The organism is Qipengyuania sp. SM2507 (assembly GCF_053714505.1).
Window position 1 is genome coordinate 694277 of sequence record NZ_CM132307.1, and the last position, 20267, is coordinate 714543.

General features: G+C 66.2%; 17 protein-coding genes. 8 read left to right on the forward strand and 9 right to left on the reverse strand.

The features are described 5' to 3' along the window. The first annotated feature begins 21 nt into the window (after window positions 1-21). From ACWIKC_RS03290 to ACWIKC_RS03305, 4 genes are all read left to right on the forward strand, one after another. Window positions 22-1263, forward strand: a complete 1242-nt coding sequence (locus ACWIKC_RS03290) for a threonine ammonia-lyase (RefSeq protein ID WP_454598702.1) — start codon at window positions 22-24, stop codon at window positions 1261-1263. 178 nt (window positions 1264-1441) lie between these two features. Further along, window positions 1442-2308 (forward strand): arginyltransferase, encoded by an 867-nt coding sequence (locus tag ACWIKC_RS03295; protein ID WP_454598703.1) that lies wholly within the window; start codon window positions 1442-1444, stop codon window positions 2306-2308. Window positions 2309-2360: 52 nt separating this feature from the next. Next, window positions 2361-4439, forward strand: coding sequence for an autotransporter assembly complex protein TamA (locus tag ACWIKC_RS03300; RefSeq protein ID WP_454598704.1), 2079 nt, complete (start codon window positions 2361-2363; stop codon window positions 4437-4439). Continuing rightward, window positions 4439-8677, forward strand: a complete 4239-nt coding sequence (locus ACWIKC_RS03305; protein WP_454598705.1) for a translocation/assembly module TamB domain-containing protein — start codon at window positions 4439-4441, stop codon at window positions 8675-8677. The genes ACWIKC_RS03300 and ACWIKC_RS03305 overlap by 1 nt, the downstream gene beginning before the upstream one ends. On the opposite strand, the gene ACWIKC_RS03310 is transcribed toward ACWIKC_RS03305, so the two are convergent. The 3 genes from ACWIKC_RS03310 to ACWIKC_RS03320 form a co-directional block, all read right to left on the reverse strand. Further along, window positions 8671-9252, reverse strand: a complete 582-nt coding sequence (locus ACWIKC_RS03310) for a fasciclin domain-containing protein (RefSeq protein ID WP_454598706.1) — start codon at window positions 9250-9252, stop codon at window positions 8671-8673. The genes ACWIKC_RS03305 and ACWIKC_RS03310 overlap by 7 nt on opposite strands. Window positions 9253-9266: 14 nt before the next feature. Further along, window positions 9267-10304, reverse strand: coding sequence for a hypothetical protein (locus ACWIKC_RS03315; protein ID WP_454598707.1), 1038 nt, complete (start codon window positions 10302-10304; stop codon window positions 9267-9269). A 98-nt stretch (window positions 10305-10402) separates the two neighbouring features. Then, on the reverse strand, window positions 10403-10999 hold the full coding sequence (locus ACWIKC_RS03320; protein WP_454598708.1) for a lysozyme: 597 nt from the start codon (window positions 10997-10999) through the stop codon (window positions 10403-10405). 558 nt (window positions 11000-11557) lie between these two features. Here ACWIKC_RS03320 and ACWIKC_RS03325 point away from each other — a divergent pair. Together ACWIKC_RS03325 and ACWIKC_RS03330 are read left to right on the forward strand one after the other, a co-directional pair. Continuing rightward, a complete protein-coding gene (locus tag ACWIKC_RS03325; RefSeq protein ID WP_454598709.1) occupies window positions 11558-11764 on the forward strand; it encodes a helix-turn-helix transcriptional regulator in 207 nt (68 codons plus the stop codon). Then, on the forward strand, window positions 11761-12435 hold the full coding sequence (locus ACWIKC_RS03330; protein ID WP_454598710.1) for a hypothetical protein: 675 nt from the start codon (window positions 11761-11763) through the stop codon (window positions 12433-12435). Before ACWIKC_RS03325 ends, ACWIKC_RS03330 begins: the two co-directional genes overlap by 4 nt. A gap of 111 nt (window positions 12436-12546) precedes the next feature. On the opposite strand, the gene glnA is transcribed toward ACWIKC_RS03330, so the two are convergent. The 5 genes from glnA to ACWIKC_RS03355 form a co-directional block, all read right to left on the reverse strand. Continuing rightward, entirely contained in the window at window positions 12547-13956 is a 1410-nt protein-coding gene (gene glnA, locus ACWIKC_RS03335) for a type I glutamate--ammonia ligase (protein WP_454598711.1), read from the reverse strand. A gap of 61 nt (window positions 13957-14017) precedes the next feature. Continuing rightward, on the reverse strand, window positions 14018-14356 hold the full coding sequence (locus tag ACWIKC_RS03340; RefSeq protein WP_454598712.1) for a P-II family nitrogen regulator: 339 nt from the start codon (window positions 14354-14356) through the stop codon (window positions 14018-14020). 211 nt (window positions 14357-14567) lie between these two features. Further along, window positions 14568-15506 (reverse strand): N-acetyl-gamma-glutamyl-phosphate reductase, encoded by a 939-nt coding sequence (argC, locus tag ACWIKC_RS03345; protein ID WP_454598713.1) that lies wholly within the window; start codon window positions 15504-15506, stop codon window positions 14568-14570. Beyond that, the gene (locus tag ACWIKC_RS03350; protein ID WP_454598714.1) at window positions 15496-15867 is read right to left on the reverse strand and encodes a hypothetical protein; all 372 of its coding nucleotides are present in this window, start codon (window positions 15865-15867) and stop codon (window positions 15496-15498) included. Before ACWIKC_RS03350 ends, argC begins: the two co-directional genes overlap by 11 nt. A gap of 112 nt (window positions 15868-15979) precedes the next feature. Then, window positions 15980-17368, reverse strand: coding sequence for a leucyl aminopeptidase family protein (locus tag ACWIKC_RS03355; protein ID WP_454598715.1), 1389 nt, complete (start codon window positions 17366-17368; stop codon window positions 15980-15982). A gap of 46 nt (window positions 17369-17414) precedes the next feature. Between ACWIKC_RS03355 and ACWIKC_RS03360 the strand changes: the two genes are divergently transcribed. Together ACWIKC_RS03360 and map are read left to right on the forward strand one after the other, a co-directional pair. Continuing rightward, window positions 17415-18236: a DUF4163 domain-containing protein gene (locus ACWIKC_RS03360; RefSeq protein WP_454598716.1), complete on the forward strand. Its 822-nt coding sequence runs from the start codon at window positions 17415-17417 to the stop codon at window positions 18234-18236. Between the two features lie 65 nt (window positions 18237-18301). Then, complete coding sequence (map, locus tag ACWIKC_RS03365; protein ID WP_454598717.1) at window positions 18302-19129, forward strand: type I methionyl aminopeptidase; 828 nt, start codon at window positions 18302-18304, stop codon at window positions 19127-19129. A 45-nt stretch (window positions 19130-19174) separates the two neighbouring features. Here the strand turns inward: map and ACWIKC_RS03370 are convergent, their stop codons facing one another. After that, the gene (locus tag ACWIKC_RS03370; protein WP_454598718.1) at window positions 19175-19567 is read right to left on the reverse strand and encodes a DUF302 domain-containing protein; all 393 of its coding nucleotides are present in this window, start codon (window positions 19565-19567) and stop codon (window positions 19175-19177) included. Between the last annotated feature and the right edge of the window lie 700 nt (window positions 19568-20267).

The window sequence follows — 20267 nt, forward strand, 5'->3', positions numbered from 1 at the left end:
GCCCGCACTAGGGCGGCGCGGATGAGCCGATCCGACGACACCTCCGCCACCCAGCAACTGACGCTGGCAGACGTACGCGCCGCCGCGGCGCGAATCGCGGGGCAGGTTGTCGAAACGCCGATGCTCCATTCGCGCACGCTGTCGCAGATCGCCGGCGCCGATATCTGGCTCAAGTTCGAGAATTTGCAGTTCACCGCCGCTTACAAGGAACGCGGCGCGCTCAACGCCCTGCTGCTCCTCGACGAGGGCCGCCGTTCGCGTGGGGTAATTGCGGCCTCGGCGGGAAACCACAGCCAGGGCCTGTCCTATCACGGCACAAGGCTTGGTGTTCCCGTCACCATCGTCATGCCCAAGACCACGCCGACGGTGAAGGTGATGCAGACCGAGAGCGTCGGCGGGCAGGTCGAGCTGTTCGGCGAGACCTTCGACGAGGCCTACGCCCATGCGCGCCAGCTGGAGAAGGAGCGGGGGCTGACCTTCGTCCACCCCTTCGACCATCCGGATGTCGCGGCCGGGCAGGGGACGGTGGCGCTTGAGATGCTCGAGGCGCAGCCCGATCTCGATTGCCTGGTGGTGCCGATCGGTGGCGGCGGACTGATGAGCGGAATGGCGACGGTCGCCAGGGCGCTCAACCCGGCGATCGAGATGGTCGGCGTTCAGGCGCAGCTCTACCCGTCGATGTTCGCACGACTGCGCGGCGAGGAAGCGGTCTGCGGCGGCGATACTCTGGCCGAGGGAATCGCGGTCAAGGCGCCCGGGGAATTCACCTCGCAGATCATCGCGGCGCTGGTCGAGGACATCCTACTGGTCAGCGAACCCGCGCTCGAACACGCGGTCGCGCTGCTGTTGCAGATCGAGAAGACCGTGGTCGAAGGTGCGGGCGCAGCCGGTCTTGCTGCGGTGCTTGCCAACCCCGAGCGATTCAAGGGCAAAAAGGTCGGGTTGGTGCTGTGCGGCGGCAATATCGATACGCGGCTGCTCGCCAATGTGCTGCTGCGCGATCTGGCGCGCGCCGGTCGGATTGCCCGGCTCAAGATCCAGCTGCAGGACCGGCCCGGTGCGCTTTATGCGGTAATGGGCGTGTTCGACGCGCACAATGTCAACATTCTCGAGATCCACCACCAGCGGATATTCACCTCGCTTCCCGCGAAGGGATTGTTCACCGAGATCGAATGCGAGGCGCGCGATGCCGCGCAGCTCGAGGGCCTGATCGAGGCCTTGCGCGCCAAGGGCTATTCGGTGGGCAAGGTCGAGCTCGACTGACATATCGACCGCTCGGCGACAATCGGCCACGGCCTGTCCCAAACCGGAACCCCGCGGCGCATTTTGGGGCCAAAATCGCTCTTTCGTGGTTAAGAAGCTTTTAACGGCGCGGCGAAAGATGCATAAATTGGTGCAAGCAGACTAACCCGCCCGATCCAGCGAGAGGAAAGAGCAGACAGTGACCGCCCCGATCCGCTTCCCCCGCTTCTTCGTGACTTCCCCTGCGCCATGCCCCTATCTGCCGGGCCGCAGCGAGCGCAAGGTCTTCACCGAACTGCGCAGCGAGAACGCGGATGAGCTCAACGAGGCGCTTGGACGGATCGGTTTCCGCCGTAGCCAGACCGTGGCCTATCGTCCCAGCTGCCTCGATTGCCAGGCCTGCGTCTCGGTCCGGGTCGTCGCCGAAGAGTTCGCTCCCTCGAGCTCGCAGAAACGGTTGATGAAGCGCAATCGCGACATCGTCACCACCGAATGCCGCCCCTGGGCGACTCCCGAGCAATACGAACTCCTCCAGAAATACCTCGCGGTTCGCCATCCTGGTGGCGGCATGACGCAGATGGAAGAGTCCGATTTTGCGGACATGGTGGAACATACGCCCGTTTCCAGCTATGTCATCGAATACAGAGAGCCGGGTGTAGGGTCGCAACCGGGTCGCCTGATCGGCGCATGCCTCACCGACGAGCAGGGTGACGGCCTGTCGATGATCTACAGTTTCTACGACCCGGAGCATGAGGACCGTTCTGGGCTTGGCACTTTCATCATCCTTGACCATATGCGGCGCGCAGCTGCGCGGGGCCTGCCCTATGTCTACCTGGGCTATTGGGTCGAAGGCGCCGAGCGCATGCAGTACAAGGTCCGGTTCCGGCCGCTTGAGCGGCTGACCCGTGCCGGATGGGAGCGCATTTCCGATGAGGAGCACGGACGGCTTATCGCCGCGGCCACCGCGCCCCGATCGGGCAATTCCGACGCCGATCCCGCGCGAAAGCCTGCCGACGGGCGCCCGCAGAAGGACGCTCTCCCTGCCGCATTCGACCTGGTCGGCTGACGGCCCTTCATTGGCTGCGCGCTTGCTTGCCGCTGCCTGCGCGATAGCGCTGGTGGCGCCAGCTTCCGCGCAGGCGCAAAGCGGACAACCCACGCTCGAGGAGCTGATTCCCGACAGCGCCGTCGAAAATCCCGACGCCTGGGCCGATCTGGGCGCCGAGGGCGAGGACTTGCCAGACGAGGCGGTGGTCGATCCCGATACGCCGATGGCCGACCCGCCGGGAATGGACCTTGCCTGGCCCGAGGACATCGAACTGCCGCCGATTGAGGAGCTTGAAGCGCAAGAGGAGGTCGAGTTCGTCGATCTCGAAATCGCCGGGCCGCAGGTCGCATTCGCTGGCGCCGAGATCATCGAGATTTCGGACGATCTGGTGCTCGGCTTCCCGCAGCGCGAGCCGCCTTTCGGCGGGCGCGTCGATTTCATCGACGGGTTCGAGGCATTGTCCACGATCCGGGATCTCGATACCGACGACGACAATATCGCGCAGCTTTCGGCGCGCGCTCGCGAAGACGAGGAACTGCTCGACAATCTGCTGCGTGTTTACGGCTATTACGACGGGCGGATCATCCGCTCGATCGGTGCGCGCGACGCCGGCGAGGACAATGCGAGCGAACGCCCGATCGTGCGTTTCGACATAATTCCGGGCGAACGCTATCGCTTCGGCGCGATCGATCTTGGTTCGCTTTCGTCCGCGCCCGATGCCGAAGCGCTGCGCGCGGCCTTCGAAATCCAGAGCGGCGATTTCCTCCAGAGCGACAAGGTCATCGAGGAACAGCTCGATCTCGATATCGCGTTGGGCGAGACCGGCTATCCCTTCGCCCAGATCGACGCGCCCGAATTTCTGATCGATCACGCGCGCGAAGAGGGCGATCTTACCCTGCCGGTCGCGCCAAACGGCAAATACGTCTTCGGCAATGTCGTCAGCAGCGATCCCGATTTTCTATCCAGCCGCCATCTAGGCACCATCGCGCGGTTCGATCCGGGCGATGGCTACAAGCGCAGCCTGGAACTCGACCTGCGTCGCGCGGTCACCGCGACCGGGCTGGTTTCCTCTGTCACGATCACTCCGCGCGAAGTGACTCCGCCGAGCAATGGCCAGCCCGGCGTTGTCGATATGGATGTCGCGCTCGAGCAGGCCGATCTGCGCACTATCGCGGGCGCGATCGGTTACGGTTCGGAAGAAGGCTTCCGCGTCCAGGCGAGCTGGGAGCATCGCAATTTCTTCCCGCCCGAGGGGATGCTGCGGGTTCGCGGTATCGCGGGCACGCAGGAGCAACTGGCCGGCGTCACCGTGCGCAAGAACAATTTCGGCGGGCGCGACCGGATTCTCAATATCGACGTCTATGCCAGCACGATCGATAGCCCGGCGTTCGAAGCGCGCACCGCCGCGCTGGTCGCGAGTTACGAGCGGATCTCGACGTTGCTGTTCCAGAAGCCGCTGAGCTGGTCGATCGGCGGCGAGCTCGTCGCGACGCAGGAACGTCCCCCGGCCACCAATGGTGCAAGCCAGCCGCGCGAGACCTATTTCATCGCCGCCATCCCCGCCTACGCGCAGATCGACACCACCGACGATCTGCTCGATCCGACCGAAGGCTTCCGTCTCTCGGGGCGCCTGTCGCCCGAGGTTTCGCGCAATCAAGGGGTGCAGAGCTTCTATCTGCGCGGCCGCGCCGATGCGAGCTACTACCGCGAATTGCGCGAAGGCTTCGTGATCGCCGGGCGCGGGGCCTACGGCTCCATCGTCGGCACCGATTTGCGCAATATCGCGCCCTCGCGCCGGCTCTATGCCGGTGGCGGCGGTTCGGTGCGTGGCTACGGCTTCCGCGAGATCGGCCCGCGTGACGATCTGGGCGAGCCCAGCGGCGGGCGCAGCGTGGTCGAGGTCGGGATCGAGGCGCGTATCCGCACGGGCTTCATGGACGGCGTGGTCGCGGTGGTTCCCTTTATCGATGCCGGTTCGGTCAGCACCTCGTCCACCCCCGACTTCTCCGAGATCAAGATCGGCGCGGGCATCGGGGTGCGCTATTACACCGGCTTCGGCCCGATCCGCGTCGATGTCGGTGTGCCGCTCAATCCCGAAGAGGGCGATGCGCCGGTTGCGGTCTATGTCTCGCTCGGACAGGCTTTTTGATGGCCGACGAAACGGAAATGATCGAGGATCCGGAAGCCGAACCGGAAGCGGCGCAGGAGCCTGCCGCGCGTAGGTCTTGGACGCGGCGCAAGCGGCTGAGCAGATGGGTGCTCGGCATTGTTGGTGCGCTGGTACTGGCAATCGTCGGTGCCGTGCTGCTGCTCAACACCCCGATCGGCGAGCGTTTCCTGGCCGATCGCATTGCGCAGCAGACGCTGCCCAACGGGCTCAACATCCGCATCGGGCGGATCGAGGGCAATCTCTACGGCGCGGCGGTGCTGCACGATGTGGTGCTGTCCGATCCGCAGGGCCCCTTCATGACCATCCCGCGCGCCGAAGTGGACTGGAACCCGGGTGGCTGGCTCAGGAACACGCTCGACATCGACAGCTTCGCCGCGCGCCGCGCCACGCTGATGCGCATCCCGGAATTCCTCCCCAGCGAGGAGGAAGGCCCGATCCTGCCCGGCTTCGACATCGCCATCGACCGCTTCGAGATCGACCGGCTGACGCTGGCGCAGGGGATCGTAGGCGACCGCGCGGAGACGCTCGACCTGCTTGCCGAAGTGCAGGTTCGCGACCGGCGATTGAAGATGACGGCGAGCGGTGGGATCGGAATCGACCGTTTCGGCATGCTGGTGGATGCGGCGCCCGATAATGATGTGTTCGATCTCGGGCTCGACTACCGTGCTCCCGAAGGTGGTACGGTCGCGCGGCTGCTGGGAACCGATGCCGCCTACCGCGCCCGGATTGCGGGCGATGGCAGCTGGGATCGCTGGGACGGCGCGCTGGTGGTAAGCCGCGAGGAGGAGCGTTTCGGCGCATTCAAGCTGACCAATCGTGGCGGTCGCTTCGGTCTCGTAGGACAGGCCCGGCCAGAAGGACTGCTCGAAGGCCTGCCCGCGCGGCTGGCAGGCGGCACCGTCTCGCTCAAGGCCGCTGCTACCATCGACAACCGCCGGGTCGAGGGCAGCTACGCCTTCCGCAGCGATGCGCTGGCGGGGAGTGCGCGCGGCGTGGTCGATCTGGCGGAGAACCGTATCTCGGATTTCTCGCTCGACGCGCGGCTGCTCGAGCCGACCGTGTTCAGCGAAGACCTGCGCTTGGATGATACGCGGGTGATCGCGACTGTCGATGGCGCATTCAACGACCTTGCCATCGAACACACTCTCGAGGTCGGGCGACTGACGGCAGGTGAGACCCGCATCGGAGGGCTGACCCAGAGTGGCCTTGCGACCTATGACGGCACCCGATGGACCGTGCCGCTCGATGCTGCGGTCGAACGGATCGCGACCGGCAACGAACTGCTCGACCCGCGGCTGGTGCGCGGCCGCGCAGGCGGCCTGCTGGTGCTGCAGGGCGAGCGCTTGCTGTCCGACAACCTCGAACTCTCCTTCCCAACAGCCGATGCGCGGTTCGCGCTGCAGGGCGATCTGGGCGCGGGGACCTACAATCTGATGGGCGACCTGCGCGCGCGGCAGCTGGCCTTCGACGATATCGGTGGCGTCAATGGCGGCGCGCGTTTCACTGCGGCGATCGGGCCGGGGACCTGGAATATCGCGGCCAATATCGATGCGCGGATCGCGCCCGTCGCCAATGCCACGCTGGCCAATCTCGCGGGCGATCCGATCCGGTTGCGCGGTGGGGTGCGCATTGGCGGCAATGCTCCGCTTGTGTTCCAGGACATGCGGATCGATGCGGCCAAGCTCACCGCGCGGCTCGATGGGCGGGTGACCGAGGGCGGCACCACGCTCGCGGGCACCGGGCGCCATGTCGATTACGGCCCCTTCAACATCGAGGCGCGATTGACCGACGATGGTCCCGAGGCGGTGCTGGTGTTCGCCGATCCGCTCCCCGCCGCAGGACTGACCGATGTCCGCGTGGCGATCTCGCCGGCGGGCGACGGTTTCCGGATCGAAACGCAGGGTGGCTCGACGCTGGGTCCGTTCGACGGTGTGCTCGGGCTCGTCGCCCCCGCCGGCGCGCCGGTGCGGATCGAGATCGAACGGCTGACCGTCTCGGACTCGCGGGTGACGGGAAACCTCACCCTGCTCGATGGGGGGATTGCCGGCGATCTGGCGCTCAGCGGAGGCGGGCTCGACGGCACCATCGCGCTGGCGCCACGCGGCGGCGGGCAGGGTTTCGACATCGACGTCCGCGCGCGCAACGCCAGCTTTGGCGGGGCGACCCCGATCCGCATCGCCCGCGCCGATATCCAGGCGCAGGGGCTCATCGCCGAGGGCAGCTCGACCTTCTCGGGCAGCGCACGCGGCGCCGGACTGACCTATGGCACGCTGTTCCTGGGCCGTTTCGCTGCGCAGGGCGAGGTGACCGACGGCACCGGCCGGATCGACGCTTCGGTGGCCGGACGCCGCGGCGGCAGCCTGCTGCTCGATCTCCAGGCGGGCATCACGCCCGAACGCGTAACGCTGGCCGCACGCGGCGAATTCGCCGGCAAGCCGATCGTCATGCCCGGCCGCGCGGTATTGACCCGGCTCGACGATGGCGGCTGGGAGCTGCAACAGACCCGGCTCCATTACGGCGATGGCGCGGTTGTCGCCGCGGGCCGATTCGGCGGGGGCGAGCTCAGCTTCTACCTCAAGCTGGCGGGCATGCCGCTGTCGCTGGCCGATATCGTTGTCAGCGACCTTGGGTTGGGCGGGACGATCTCGGGCGCAATCGAGTATTCGCTCGGGCCGGACGGATTGCCGCGTGCCAGCGCACGGGTGAAGGTCGACGATTTGACCCGCTCGGGGCTGGTGCTGTCGAGTCGACCGGTCGATCTCTCGCTGGTGGCGGCGCTGACCGCCGACCAGTTGCAGGCCCGAGCGGTGCTGCGCAACGAGGATATCCGCCGTGGCCGCGTGCAGGCGCTGATCACGCAGCTGCCGCAAACCGGAATGGTGCTCGAGCGGATCCGCGCCGGGCGCTTGTTCGCGCAATTGCGCTACGAAGGCGCTGCCGAGAGCCTGTGGCGGCTCGCCGCGATCGATGCCTTCGACCTGACAGGGCCGGTCGCGATTGCCGCCGACGCCAGCGGCACGCTGGCCGACCCGCAGGTGCGTGGTTCGGTGAGCAGCGACAATCTGCGGGTGCGCAGTTCGCTCTCGGGGACCGATATCCGCAACGTCAGCGCGCGCGGTCGCTTCACCGGGTCGCGCTTGCGCCTGACCAGCTTCTCGGGTCGGGTCGGCGAGGACGGCACGGTCAAGGGCAGCGGCATCGTGGATCTTGCCGGGCTGGGCGAGCGGGTCGAGGGACGGTTCCTCGAGGTGCGCGGGCCGACGCTGGACCTGCGGGCATCCGCCACCAACGCGCGCCTGCTCAATGCCAACGGGCTCGACGCTGCCATCACCGGGCCCTTGCGGATCGTTTCGGACGGGCTGGGCGGCACCATCGCCGGGCGCGTGACAATCGACAGGGCGAGCTGGGGCCTCGGCAGCGCCGCCGAGGACTTGGCCCTGCCGCGGATCAGCACCCGCGAAATCAACCTTCCGTCCGACACCGGGCCGCGCGTCGCCGCAGGCCGTCCGTGGCGTTACCTCATCAACGCGCGCGGACCGAGCCGGATCGATGTCGACGGAATGGGTCTCGACAGCGAATGGGGCGCGGACATCATCCTGCGCGGGACCACCGACGATCCCCGGATCGGCGGCGAGGCGCGGGTGGTGCGCGGCAGCTACAGCTTCGCGGGCACACGGTTCGAATTGGAACGTGGGGTGATCGAATTCGACGTCAACGGTCCGATCGATCCGCGGGTCGATATCCGCGCGGTGTCGCAAGCCAATGGTATCGATGTCGAGGTGCGGGTGGCGGGCAACGCCATGCAGCCCGAGATCACCTTCTCATCTAATCCCGCACTTCCCGAGGAGGAAATCCTCGCCCGGCTGTTGTTCGGCGGCTCGATAACCACGCTGTCGGCGACCGATGCGCTGCAGCTCGGTGCGGCGCTGGCGAGCCTGCGCGGGGGTGGCGGGCTCGACCCGATCAACCAGCTGCGCAGCGCCATCGGGCTCGACCGGTTGCGCATCGTGGGCGCCGATCCGGCGCTCAACCGCGGCACCGCGGTGGCGCTGGGCAAGAATTTCGGGCGGCGGTTCTACGTCGAGATCATCACCGACGGTCAGGGCTATTCGGCGACCGAGGTGGAATTCCGCGTGACCAGCTGGCTCTCGCTGCTGGCCTCGATCTCGACGATCGGGCGCGAAAGCATCCTCGCCGAAATCAGCCGCGACTACTGAGCAGCGGGCGCCGCGCCAGCATCGGGCGTGGTCAGCACCGCGTCGATCGGCACCACCACGCCATTGCCCGACTCGACCTCCGCGCCGGCAAAGCGCGCGACCGCGCCATTGCTGTGCGTCGCGACGATGGTCTCGCCGTCGAGCCTGAAAGTGATCGCGCCGCCGCCAACCGTGGTCATGGCGGCGCTGCCGCCGCCGGTCTCGAGCGCCGCGATGATCGCCGTTGGGGTGACATGGCCGGGCAGCACGTGTTCGCGCAGCAGGCCGACCAGCACCGGGCGTTCCTCCAGCGTCAGCAGTTGCTCGGCATACGCGCCCAGCGCCTCGAAGGCGGCCTCGGTCGGGGCGAGCACGGTGTAGCTGCCAGCGCCGTCAAACACTTCGTTGAGCTGCGCGACCGACAGCGCCTCTGAGGTGGTGCGCAGATCGCGCTGACCGGCGATCGCCTGGTTGAGCGTCTCGCCATCGGTGGTCAGCAGCGCGGGTTCGGCCTCTTGCCCGGAGTTGCAGGCAACGGTCGCCAGCGCCAGCGGCAGCAGCGCCGCGCCCAGCCAGTTTCGGATCGTGCCGGTCATTGGGCGGTCCTGGTTCACGTAAGGAGATCGAACGCTGCGGTGACCAGCCGGGTTTCGGGATCCAGGCGGTACACATAGCCATCGACATAGCGGTAGGCCGCCTCGGCGGAATCGGCGTAGCGGTCGCGGAAGGGGTACGGGACGTTGTAGACATCGTAGCCTGCTGGCATCGGTTCGCCGATCGTGACTTCCTCGTCGGTGAGCAGCGCGGCGACCGACTGGATCGCGGCGCTCTGCGGATCGACGCGGTAGAGCGTGTTGTCGGCGTAGCGATAGCTGCCCGGCTGGCCGAGATTGTAGAAATCGACCAGATAGGCGGGGACATTCGCGCTGCCGTAGGAACCGGGCCAGATATTGCCGCTGGCCAGCGCGCCGCCGAGCAACGGGATGTAGCCCGCGATCCCATCACCATCGGCGAGCTGCATCAGATAGCCATCGCGATAGAGATAGCGACCGGCGTCGAAGCCGGTCAGCCCGAACAGCAGCGGCGAAAGGGCACGTCCGGGCAGGCTGTCGCGCTGTCCGGCATTGGACTGGGCCCGCCCCGGAGCTTCGCAACCGCCGGTCTTGGCGAGACCGGGCGGGCAGCGGACGAGCATCCGCACGCTACGGTCGAGCGGGCCAGCGACCATGCGTTCGAGCACGCGTTCGGTGCCTTCGCGTGAGAACAGGTCGCGCAGCCCCGTCTCGCTGGGCGCGCCGCTGCGGGCGGGAGGGCCGGGGCGGTCGGCGGCGGGTTGCGAGGGATTGCGCGCCTCGCGACTGTCCTGGTTCTTGAGAATATCGGCCACCACCTGCGCATCGCGTCCGGCGTCGCGCAGGCCGCGCAGATCGGCGGCACGGGGCGGGGCCTCGTCGGTCCGCTCCGCCTTGTCGCGTTGGTCGCCCCGCTGGTCGCGGCCATCGCCGGAGCGCTCAGATCCGGGCGGTCCGCCGCGCTGTTCGGCATTCTGCGGCGCGCCCTGCTCCGCTCCGGGCTGGCCGGTATTCTGGGCAAATGCGCCCGACGCGGCCAGCGCAAGCGCGGCCACGCCCAGCCTTAATCTAAACATAGGTTAACTCCTGATTGTCTTTCCAACGTGGCGCAAGCCAGCGGGTTCCATGCAATCGGTCGCGCAATCCGCCACGGAAACCCGCATGAAACCGCGGTTCATTCGCCCGCAAGGTAGAGCCGGGCCTCCGCCGCCCGGCGGCGGACCAGCCCGACCATCACCCGCCCACCGGCGTGTTTCCAGCGCGCGAATTCGCTTGCCGCCCCGGCGAAATCGCCCGCCAGATGGCGGCGCAGCAGCGTAGAGCGAACCAGCGCGCCGGTGTTGTAATGGAAGCTGGCGAGCGCATCGAACTGGCGCTGGCTGGTCGGCGCGTCACCGATGGCGCGCGCGACATCGGCGGCATAGCGCCCCAAATCGCACGCAAGCCGTTCGTCGCATTGCGCCCGCGTCCACACCGTGCCCGGGCCGATTCCCGCTCCAGTGGCTCCCCAGCCGATGGTCCAGGGATCGCCTCCGGTTCCCGGGTCGGGATAGGCTTCGACCATCCCGTCGCTACGCTGCCGCCCGCAACCCTCGAAGCGCTTGATCAGCGCGACGCCGTCTGGCCCGATGGAATGCGGCTGAGTGTGAGCATCCTCACCCGCAACGCCGAGCGCCGCGTCGATGGCGCGGTCGAGCGCCGCCACCTCCGCCCGCCGGAACCCGCGCCCGAGCATCTGCCGTACCGCATCGAAAACCGTCCTGCGCTGCATGCTGCCACCTCATCCCAAGCCGAATCGAGGCACGACAAGTAGGCAGGACCGGGGGCTGTAGGAAAATGCTTTATGCAAGCCGGCGCTTCGGGGGGTGACACTTCCCTGGTTTCAAGCGCTCTGACCCTTGCCGCGTTTAGTTGCCGCGCCAGGGACTTGCGGGCGGTTTGCGGAACCGCGGTGTGGACTTCGCCTTTGCGAAAGCCACAGGGTGCTGTGACCTTTTCTCGCCATCCGTCTTGCCGTTCCATTCGGTTCGCCGATCCATACGCCGGATGCTGGCAGATCGACCCCGTGTAGGAAATTGCTTTGTGCGCGATCCGTTCGCCTCGAGCGAAGTCGAGAGGCGGGTGCGGGGTGTCTCGACTGCGCTCGACGCGAACGGGATCGATCGCGCCCCCAGAGCATCGCCATTGCGAAAAGCCGCAGGCGACGCGGCAATCCACGGTGCCGCTTCGGCCCGCCTCGCTCGCAATGTTGCACGCTGGCCTGACAAGACCTCTTGACTGACAAGAATTCTTTACAGTAAAGAGCTCTTGTCAGGCAGGAGGCGTGTCGTTGGAAAACCGTTTGAAGGGCTATCGCGAGGAGCAGGGCTGGAGCCAGGGCGAGCTTGCCCGCCGGCTTGGCGTCTCGCGCCAGACCATCAACGCGGTCGAAACCGACAAATACGATCCCTCGCTGCCGCTGGCGCTGCGCATGGCCAGGCTGTTCGGCGTGGCGGTGCCAGACCTGTTCATCGATCACTGGGAGCCCGAAGAATGATTGCTCAACCCCAAACCTCCGAACCGACCCCGAAGAAGAAATCCCTGGCTCGCCGGCTGGCGCTGCCGATCGCGGGCGGGGCAATCAGCGGGTTTCTCGCCTCGCTGCTGTTTCTCAACCTCACCGACATTTCCAGCGCGGACGGGCTGGGCGCCTCGCGCGATATCGGCGGGCTGGTCGGGGTGCTCTACATCCTCACCGGGCTGGCGGTCGGGCTGGGCTCGGCCAGTCCCAAGGCTGGCGCCAAATTCCTCAATGTCGAGGATGCCGACGAATTGCGCGAGGGGCGGCGGATGCTGACGCTGAGTTCGATTGCCATGGTGGCGCTGGGCGGAGCGCTCGTCCTCCTGGCGCTGTCGGGGCCGGTCGGGCCGCTGGAGCCGCTGCTGAGTGCGGGAGGGGCGATCATCCTGATCGCCTGCGCCTCCGCTCTGAGCGTGGTCTCTCAGCGCCTGACCGACGAGATGCAGCGCGCGTTGTCGCGCGATGCGACGGGGAGCGCCTTCGCGCTGCTGCTGGTGGTTGGTGGGGGCTGGGCGCTGCTGGCGCACACCGGCTTCGTCGCCGCACCCGCGCCGCTCGACTGGCTGACGATGTTTGCGGTGTTCCTGCTGATCGGCTGCTTCTGGCAGGGCGCGCGCCGCGGGCTGATGATGCGCGGGCCGAACTGAGGGGGCCGAACTGAGGGGGCCGACGAAACTGGGCCCACAAAGACCGGCTCATAAAACCGAAAGGGCGTCCGGATTGCTCCGGACGCCCCCCTCGGTGATACGAGCGCTGTATCAGGCGCTGTAATACATGTCGAACTCTACCGCGCAGGGGGTGGTCTCCATGCGGATGACCTCTTCCCACTTCAGCTCGGCATAGGCGTCGATCTGGTCCTTGGTGAAGACATCGCCCTTGAGCAGGAATTCGTGATCCGCCTCGAGCGCCTCGAGCGCTTCGCGCAAGGACCCGCAGACGGTCGGCACATCGGCCAGCTCGGCGGGCGGCAAATCGTAGAGGTTCTTGTCCATCGCCTCGCCCGGGTGGAGCTTGTTCTGGATCCCGTCGAGACCCGCCATCAGCAGCGCGGCATAGGCGAGATAGGGGTTGGCCATCGCGTCAGGGAAGCGGAACTCGACCCGCTTGGCCTTCTCGCCCGCACCATAGGGGATGCGGCAGGAGGCCGAGCGGTTGCGTGCCGAATAGGCGAGCAGCACCGGTGCCTCGAAGCCCGGGACCAGCCGCTTGTAGCTGTTGGTGGTGGGGTTGGTGAAGGCGTTCAATGCCTTGGCGTGCTTGATGACGCCGGCGATGAAGAACAGGCAGTTCTCCGACAGGCCGGCGTATTCATTGCCCGCGAAGGTCGGCTTGCCGTCGGACCAGATCGACATATGGGTGTGCATGCCCGAACCGTTGTCGTCCTTGATCGGCTTGGGCATGAAGGTCGCGGTCTTGCCATAGGCATGCGCGACCTGGTGGACGACATACTTGTAGATCTGCATGTTGTCGGCGGTTTCGACCAGCGTCGAATAGGTCAGGCCGAGCTCGTGCTGCGCGGCGGCGACTTCGTGGTGGTGCTTGTCGCAAGGCAGCCCCATCTCGAGCATGGTGGCGACCATCTCGCCGCGGATATCGGTGGCGGAATCGACTGGGGCAACCGGGAAATAGCCGCCCTTGGCGCGCGGGCGGTGGCCCATGTTGCCGCTCTCGTATTCGCGGCCCGAATTGGTCGGCAGCTCGATATCGTCGAGCGTGAAGCCCGAACCGGCGTAGCCATCCTCGAAGCGGACATCGTCGAACATGAAGAACTCGGCCTCGGGTCCGACATAGATCGTGTCGCCGATCCCCGAATTGCCCAGATAGGCTTCGGCGCGCTTGGCGGTGGTGCGCGGATCGCGCGAATACCAGTCGCCGGTCGAGGGTTCGACAATGTCGCAGAACACGATCATCGTCGCCTCGGCGGCGAAGGGATCGAGATAGACCCGCTCGAGATCGGGTTTCAGGATCATGTCGCTCTCGTTGATCACCTTCCAGCCGGCGATCGAGGAACCGTCGAACATCAGCCCGTCCTCGAGCATGTCCTCGTCGAGCGCGCGCGCGACCATGGTGAGATGGTGCCACTTGCCCTTGGGATCGGTGAAGCGCAGGTCGAGCCAGTCGATGTCTTCGTCGGTCAGCCGTTTGAGGATCTCGCTTGCACTTGCCATTGTCGTGTTCTCCGTCTGGATGAAATTGTGTGTTGGGCGCGGGGGCCCGGATTATTGAGGCTCAGATCGCGTCGTCGTCGCGCTCGCCGGTGCGGATGCGCAGCGCAGACTCGATTGGTGAGACGAAAATCTTGCCATCGCCGATGCGTCCGGTCTGCGCGGCGTTGGCGATCGCTTCGACGGTGCGCTCGGCGATGGCGTCGCTGACGACGACCTCGAGCTTCACCTTGGGGAGGAAATCGACCACATATTCGGCACCGCGATAGAGCTCGGTATGGCCCTTCTGGCGGCCGAAGCCCTTCGCCTCGGTCACGGTGATGCCCGAAACGCCGACTTCGTGCAGCGCCTCCTTCACCTCGTCCAGCTTGAACGGCTTGATGATCGCCTCGATTTTTTTCACGTGATACTCGTCCCCGTCTGTGGCCTAGCTACGAATATGCCGTGGCACATGTTCCAAGAATCGTGCCAAGTACGGAGGCGAGCGTAGAGCATCGAAGCGGGCGCGCAAGGCCGGTTTCGGGCAAGTTTCGAAAAGTCCTTAGGTGCAAATTGCAACGGCATTGCCGTGGCCGAGGGCGCTGCCCAAATGTTGTGCGACCGCTGCCCGGAATTTAGGCAGCGGGGAGCCGCAGCCCGGTCGTCTCAGGCAGGCCGCACATCAGGTTGAGCGACTGGATAGCTGCCCCGCTGGCACCCTTGCCGAGATTGTCGAGCCGGGCGACCAGCCGCGCGTGCCAGCCGCCGGTATTGCCGAATACGAAAAGCTCCATGCCGTCCGATGGCGGCGCGTTCTCTTCCAGGAGCAATTCGCTCGGCACGCTGCTGCCGCGAACCGATATGACCGGCGAATCCGCGTAGAAATCGTCTAGCGCGGCACGCAGCGCATCGGCGCTCGGCTCGCCCGCCATTGCCCCGAGATGGAGCGGAACCTCGACGATCATGCCGCGATAGGCCGGGACAACCGAGGGAGCGAAGATCACGCCGTGTTTCAGCCCCGCATGCGCTTTCATCTCGGCTCTGTGCTTGTGCGCCATGTCGTAGCCATAGGCGCGGAAGGCCGGCGCTCCTTCCATCTGGAAGCGTTCGATCAGGCTCTTGCCGCCCCCCGAATACCCGCTGACGGCGTTGACCGTATAGGGCCAGTCGGCAGGGAGCAGCCCTTCGCGCACCAGCGGCGCTACCAGCGCCAGAAAGCCGGTGGGATAGCAGCCCGGATTGCTGACCCTGCGGGCCTCGGCGACGCGCTCACGCCCGACCAGTTCGGGAAAGCCGTAGCACCAGCCTTTGGTGGTGCGATGTGCCGAGGAAGCGTCGATGATGCGCGTTCCTGCTGTGGGATCGAGCAGTTCCATCGCCTGACGCGCGGCCTCGTCGGGGAGGCAGAGGATCGCGATGTCGGCCTCGTTGAGTGCTTCGCGGCGCGCGGCCTCGTCCTTGCGGCGGCTCTCGTCCAGTTCGATCAGCGCGAAACCGTCGCGCTCCGCCAGCCGCTCGAGGATCTCGAGCCCGGTGGTGCCCGCGGCGCCGTCGACGAAGACGCTAAGCGGCATTGTCGCTTTCGGGGCCGCTGTCTGGGGTCAGGCTTGCGACGGGGACATAGCCGCTCGGCCCTTCGGGTCCGCGGCAAACCCAGCACCAGGCGCCCGAGCAGTCGAGCGCCTCGATTGCCGTGCCCGCGGGAAGCGTGACCAATACCTCGGAATCCTCGCGCGGCGCCAGCATCAGCGGTGTGTCCTTGGGCCCGATTATACGGATCTGCGGGATCACGTAGTGGACCGCGAGGAAGCGGTGCGCGAGCGCGATATGCGCCAGATCGGCGCGCAGCGGCAGCGTGCCCGCCTCGGGGCGTTCGACAGCACCGGTCAGCCCGACGATCCCGTCGGGCAGTTCATAGGGCGCGGGCTGGCTCACAGTGCGGTCGGGATCCTCGTAGAGGGCATGGCGGGCCGCTTAGCCGCACGGACGCCCTGCGGCAAGCATGACGCCTTTGTTACGCAACCGGCCTAGCCGGACCCGCCGGCCGCTAGGCGTTCCCATAGCGGTTGCGCAGCATGTGCCAGGCGGCACGCAGGCCATAGGCCTCGCCGCCCTTGGGCCGACCCGGCTTGGCAGTCGGGCGCCAGGCGAAGGTATCGAAATGCGCCCAGTCCAGACCTTCACCGACGAATTTGTCGAGGAACAGCCCGGCCACGCTGGCGCCGGCAAAACCGTTGCTATGGGCGTTGTTGGTGTCGGCGATGTCGGAGGCGAGCCATTCGGCATAGCCCTCGGGCAGCGGTAGCCGCCATGGCTCGTCGTCATGCGCACGGCCCGCGGCAACCAGCGCGTCGGCGGTGGCGTCGCGGCGCGTCATCAGCGCAGGAAATTCCGGCCCCAGCGCCACCCGCGCAGCGCCGGTCAGCGTGGCGAAATCGATGATCAGATCGGGCTTCTCCTCGCTGACGCGGGTTAGCGCATCGCCCAGCACAAGCCGGCCTTCGGCATCGGTATTGCCGATTTCGACGGTCAGGCCTTTTCGCGAAGCGAGCACATCGCCGGGGCGGAAGGAATTGCTCGAAATGGCGTTCTCGACCGCGGGGACGAGGCAGTGCAGCCGCACCTTGAGCCCGCCGCCCATGATCAGTTCCGCGAGCGCCAGCGCGTGCGCCGCACCGCCCATGTCCTTCTTCATCAGCTTCATGCCGTTGGCCGATTTCACATCGAGCCCGCCAGAATCGAAGCACACGCCCTTGCCGACGATGGCGAGCACCGGATCGCTCTTCTTGCCCCAGGTGAGGTGCAGCAGCCGGGGCGCATGCTTGCGCGCCGCCGCGCGGCCCACCGTGTGGATCATCGGGTATTCCTGCTCGAGCGTATCGCCGCGCACCACGGTCAATTCTCCCTTGTGCGTCTTGGCGAGCCATTCGGCATGTTCCTCCAGCGCGGCGGGGCCCATGTCCTCGGCCGGCGTGTTGACCAGATCGCGCACCACGCCCACCGCGCGCGCCTCGGCGATTGCGGCGTCGATCTTGCCTGCCTCCTTGGTCAGCAGCAAGCGCGGGCCGGTGGGCTTGTCCGGCTGTTTGTAGCGTTCGAATGTGTATTGCGCGGTCTGCCAGCCGTGCAGCGCCGGGCCGGGCTCGCCCCCGGCAAGGCGATAGGTGCCAGCGGGCAGATCCTCGGCGAGCTTGGCCATGCACCAGCTCGAGAGTTCGGCGGGGTTGGCGACGCCGCCCACCGCGAACCAGCGGTCGCCATCGGGGACGATCGCGGTCTGATAACCGCCGCCTTCGAATTTCTGCGCCGCGAGCGCGCTGCGCTGCCCGGCGGAGAGCTGCTTCGCCCAGGCCTCGAACCCGTCGCGCGCGACGAGATGGATGGAAATCGCGTCCTGTCCGCGATCCGGCTGGATCAAATCACTGGTATCGGCCATTGTGTGGCTACCCTGTTTTGGTTGTGCATATGGCAAAGGAATGCCGATGAACCCGCGCCTGTTCCTGATTGCAGCCCTGCTGTCGAGTGCGGCGTGCTCGGATACGGGCGAGATGGAGGAGCGGCTGGGCACCTCGGCAGAGGCCAGCGCCAGCGCTACGACGCCCCTCCCGCCGGGCACCGAGGCGGGCGAGGGCCGCGCCATCGCCGAGACCACTGACGACTACGAGTTCGAATATTCCTGGCCGGGCGAGGCCAATTCCATCCCCGCGCTGGCGACGCTGTTGCAGGGACGTGCGGACGGGGCGCGTGCCGATCTGGTCGAGACGACGCGCGAGGATCGCGCGGCTGCCGCGGAAGGGGATTATCCTTACCGGCCCCACAGTTTCTTGGGCGATTGGCAGCTGGTGGCGGACATACCCGGCTGGCTGAGCCTGTCGGGCACGATTTCGACCTATGCGGGCGGTGCCCATCCCAACACCGGCTTCGACAGCCTGTTGTGGGATAAAAGCGCCGGGGTGGCGCGCGAGCCGCTCGACCTGTTCCGCAGCCCGCAGAACCTTCAGAACGCGATCGCGCGGCGCTTTTGCACCATGCTCGACGCCGAACGCGGCGAGCGGCGGGGCGAACCCGTCGATCGCGATGCCGACGACTATTTCAGCGCTTGCCCCGGAGTCGAGGAACTCACCGTGCTGCTGGGATCGTCCGATGGCGAGACCTTCGACCGAGTAAGCATCTGGGTAATGCCCTATGTAGCCGGTCCCTATGCCGAGGGCTCGTATGAATTCGACCTGCCGGTGGACACCGCGCTGCTCGATGCGGTGAAGCCAGGTTACGAGAAGGCCTTCTCGCTGGGACCGCAGGGCTAAGCGCCAGAACCCTGACACCGCATCAAGGCCTCGCAATTCGGCGCTTGCGTCGCTACATCGCGGCCATGACCGAATATCAGACCATCGACGGCACCGAGACCGTCCTTCGCGACGGCACCATCAAGCTCCATGGCGAGGAAGGCTTCGCCGGGATGCGCCGCGCGGGCCAGCTCGCCGCGTCCATTCTCGACGAGATCGCGCCGATGGTGCAGCCCGGCGTTTCCACCGCAGCGATCGACGACAAAGTGCGCGAGCTCACGCTCGCTGGCGGCGCGGTGCCCGCGACAATGGGCTATCGCGGCTATGCGCACAGTTGTTGCATCTCGATCAACCACGTCATCTGCCACGGTATCCCGAGCGACAAGGTCCTCAAAGAGGGCGACATCGTCAATATCGACGTCACCCCGCTGCTCGACGGCTGGCACGGCGACACCAGCCGGATGTTCTTTGCGGGCGAGCCGCCGCTCAAGGCAAAGCGGCTGGTCGAGGTCACCTATGAATGCCTGATGCTGGGTATCGCGGCGGCGCAGCCCGGCGCGCGGGTCGGCGATATCGGCGCGGCGATCGAGGCTCATGCGAGCCAGTACCGCTATGGCGTGGTGCGCGAATTCTGCGGCCATGGCCTCGGACGTCTGTTCCACGACGCGCCCGAGGTGATCCACGCCGCCAAGGCGGGCACCGGGCCGGTGCTCAAGCCGGGGATGTTCTTCACCATCGAACCGATGATCAACCTCGGCCGCCCGCACGCCAAGCTGCTCAACGACGGCTGGACCGCGGTGACCCGCGACAAGACCCTCTCGGCGCAGTTCGAGCATTCGCTGGGCATCACCGAGACCGGCAACGAGATCTTCACCCAGAGCGCCAAGGGCCTGCACCAACCGCCTTACGCGTGAGGCGCGGGATCACAAACCGACGCTCGGTTGTGCCCGGTCGGCCCGCTACTGAGACAGCGTCTCGATAGCACTGCGCAGCTTGTCGCCCACGGCGGCAGCCTTCTCTCCCAGTTCGTTGTTCGGGATGGCCAGCATGGAGGCGACCGGATTGACCGCAGCGACCTCCACGCCGTCCGCGATCTCCTGCACGATGACATTGCAGGGGAGCATCGTCCCGACCTTGTCCTCGAGCTGCAGCGCCTCGTGCGCCAGTGTCGGATTGCACGCGCCGAGGATCACGTAGCGGCGAAACTCCACTCCCAGCTTCTTGCGCAAGGTCTCCTGCAGATCGATCTGGCTGATGATGCCGAACCCCTCCTGCTGGAGCGCCTCGGTCGTTCGGGTTATCGCGTCTTCGAACGTGACGCCGGTCAGTTTGGTCGAGAAGTAATACGTCATTCGGGGCATCTCACGACCACAACGACCGGGAAGGTGTTTGTGTCCGCCGCGCTCGGAATGTCGGAAACCCGTGTCGCCCGCCGAATGGCAGCTTTCGACGCAACCATACCGAGGCGCGATGTCCGGTATTGGGTGGATTGCGGACATTAACCGGGATAGGCTCTCGCCCGCATACGGGGGGATAAATGAGCAAGTTTCACTTAGAAATCACAGTCGAACACCCAGTACTATTCCTTTCCGACCCGACAGCGGAGAAGACCATTCCCTCGGACGTAGCAGCAGCCGCAGTGACTGCGACTGACGACTGCATTTGCTTTCTGGTGCAGTCTTACTTTGATGGGGAGGCGCAGGTCACCATCAGCGATCAGCCCTGCGAGAATGGAGTAGCCTGTTTCAGTGGCACCATAAGCACTCCCGGCAAAGCTGTGGCTCTCAGCGACAGCAATAGGTTCGCTTATCTAAACGTGCCGGTAGAGGGCATAGAGACGCGGGTCGATGTGTGGGCGTCAGATGCCGCGCAACCGCAATGGACATGGGTTAGGCTACCGATATCCGCCTACTAAGCACCTACCCAATGTCCACACATAGGTCGTCAACGGACGGTCCGGTTTCGTCGCCTGCGACGAAGGGTTCGATGCGGGGAAACTTTCGCGGGTGAGGCGAGTAGAGAAGGCAGAACCTGATTCACTTTTGGAGTTTG

What these genes read in the sequence shown, in the direction of transcription:
- ACWIKC_RS03370 (WP_454598718.1), bottom strand. Translation starts at nt 19,567, where the DNA reads ATGACGTATTACTTCTCGACCAAACTGACCGGCGTCACGTTCGAAGAC.
- ACWIKC_RS03310 (WP_454598706.1), bottom strand. Translation starts at nt 9,252, where the DNA reads ATGACCGGCACGATCCGAAACTGGCTGGGCGCGGCGCTGCTGCCGCTG.
- argC (WP_454598713.1), bottom strand. Translation starts at nt 15,506, where the DNA reads ATGCCGCTTAGCGTCTTCGTCGACGGCGCCGCGGGCACCACCGGGCTC.
- ACWIKC_RS03305 (WP_454598705.1), top strand. Translation starts at nt 4,439, where the DNA reads ATGGCCGACGAAACGGAAATGATCGAGGATCCGGAAGCCGAACCGGAA.
- ACWIKC_RS03330 (WP_454598710.1), top strand. Translation starts at nt 11,761, where the DNA reads ATGATTGCTCAACCCCAAACCTCCGAACCGACCCCGAAGAAGAAATCC.
- ACWIKC_RS03360 (WP_454598716.1), top strand. Translation starts at nt 17,415, where the DNA reads ATGAACCCGCGCCTGTTCCTGATTGCAGCCCTGCTGTCGAGTGCGGCG.
- ACWIKC_RS03315 (WP_454598707.1), bottom strand. Translation starts at nt 10,304, where the DNA reads ATGTTTAGATTAAGGCTGGGCGTGGCCGCGCTTGCGCTGGCCGCGTCG.
- glnA (WP_454598711.1), bottom strand. Translation starts at nt 13,956, where the DNA reads ATGGCAAGTGCAAGCGAGATCCTCAAACGGCTGACCGACGAAGACATC.
- map (WP_454598717.1), top strand. Translation starts at nt 18,302, where the DNA reads ATGACCGAATATCAGACCATCGACGGCACCGAGACCGTCCTTCGCGAC.
- ACWIKC_RS03355 (WP_454598715.1), bottom strand. Translation starts at nt 17,368, where the DNA reads ATGGCCGATACCAGTGATTTGATCCAGCCGGATCGCGGACAGGACGCG.
- ACWIKC_RS03320 (WP_454598708.1), bottom strand. Translation starts at nt 10,999, where the DNA reads ATGCAGCGCAGGACGGTTTTCGATGCGGTACGGCAGATGCTCGGGCGC.
- ACWIKC_RS03290 (WP_454598702.1), top strand. Translation starts at nt 22, where the DNA reads ATGAGCCGATCCGACGACACCTCCGCCACCCAGCAACTGACGCTGGCA.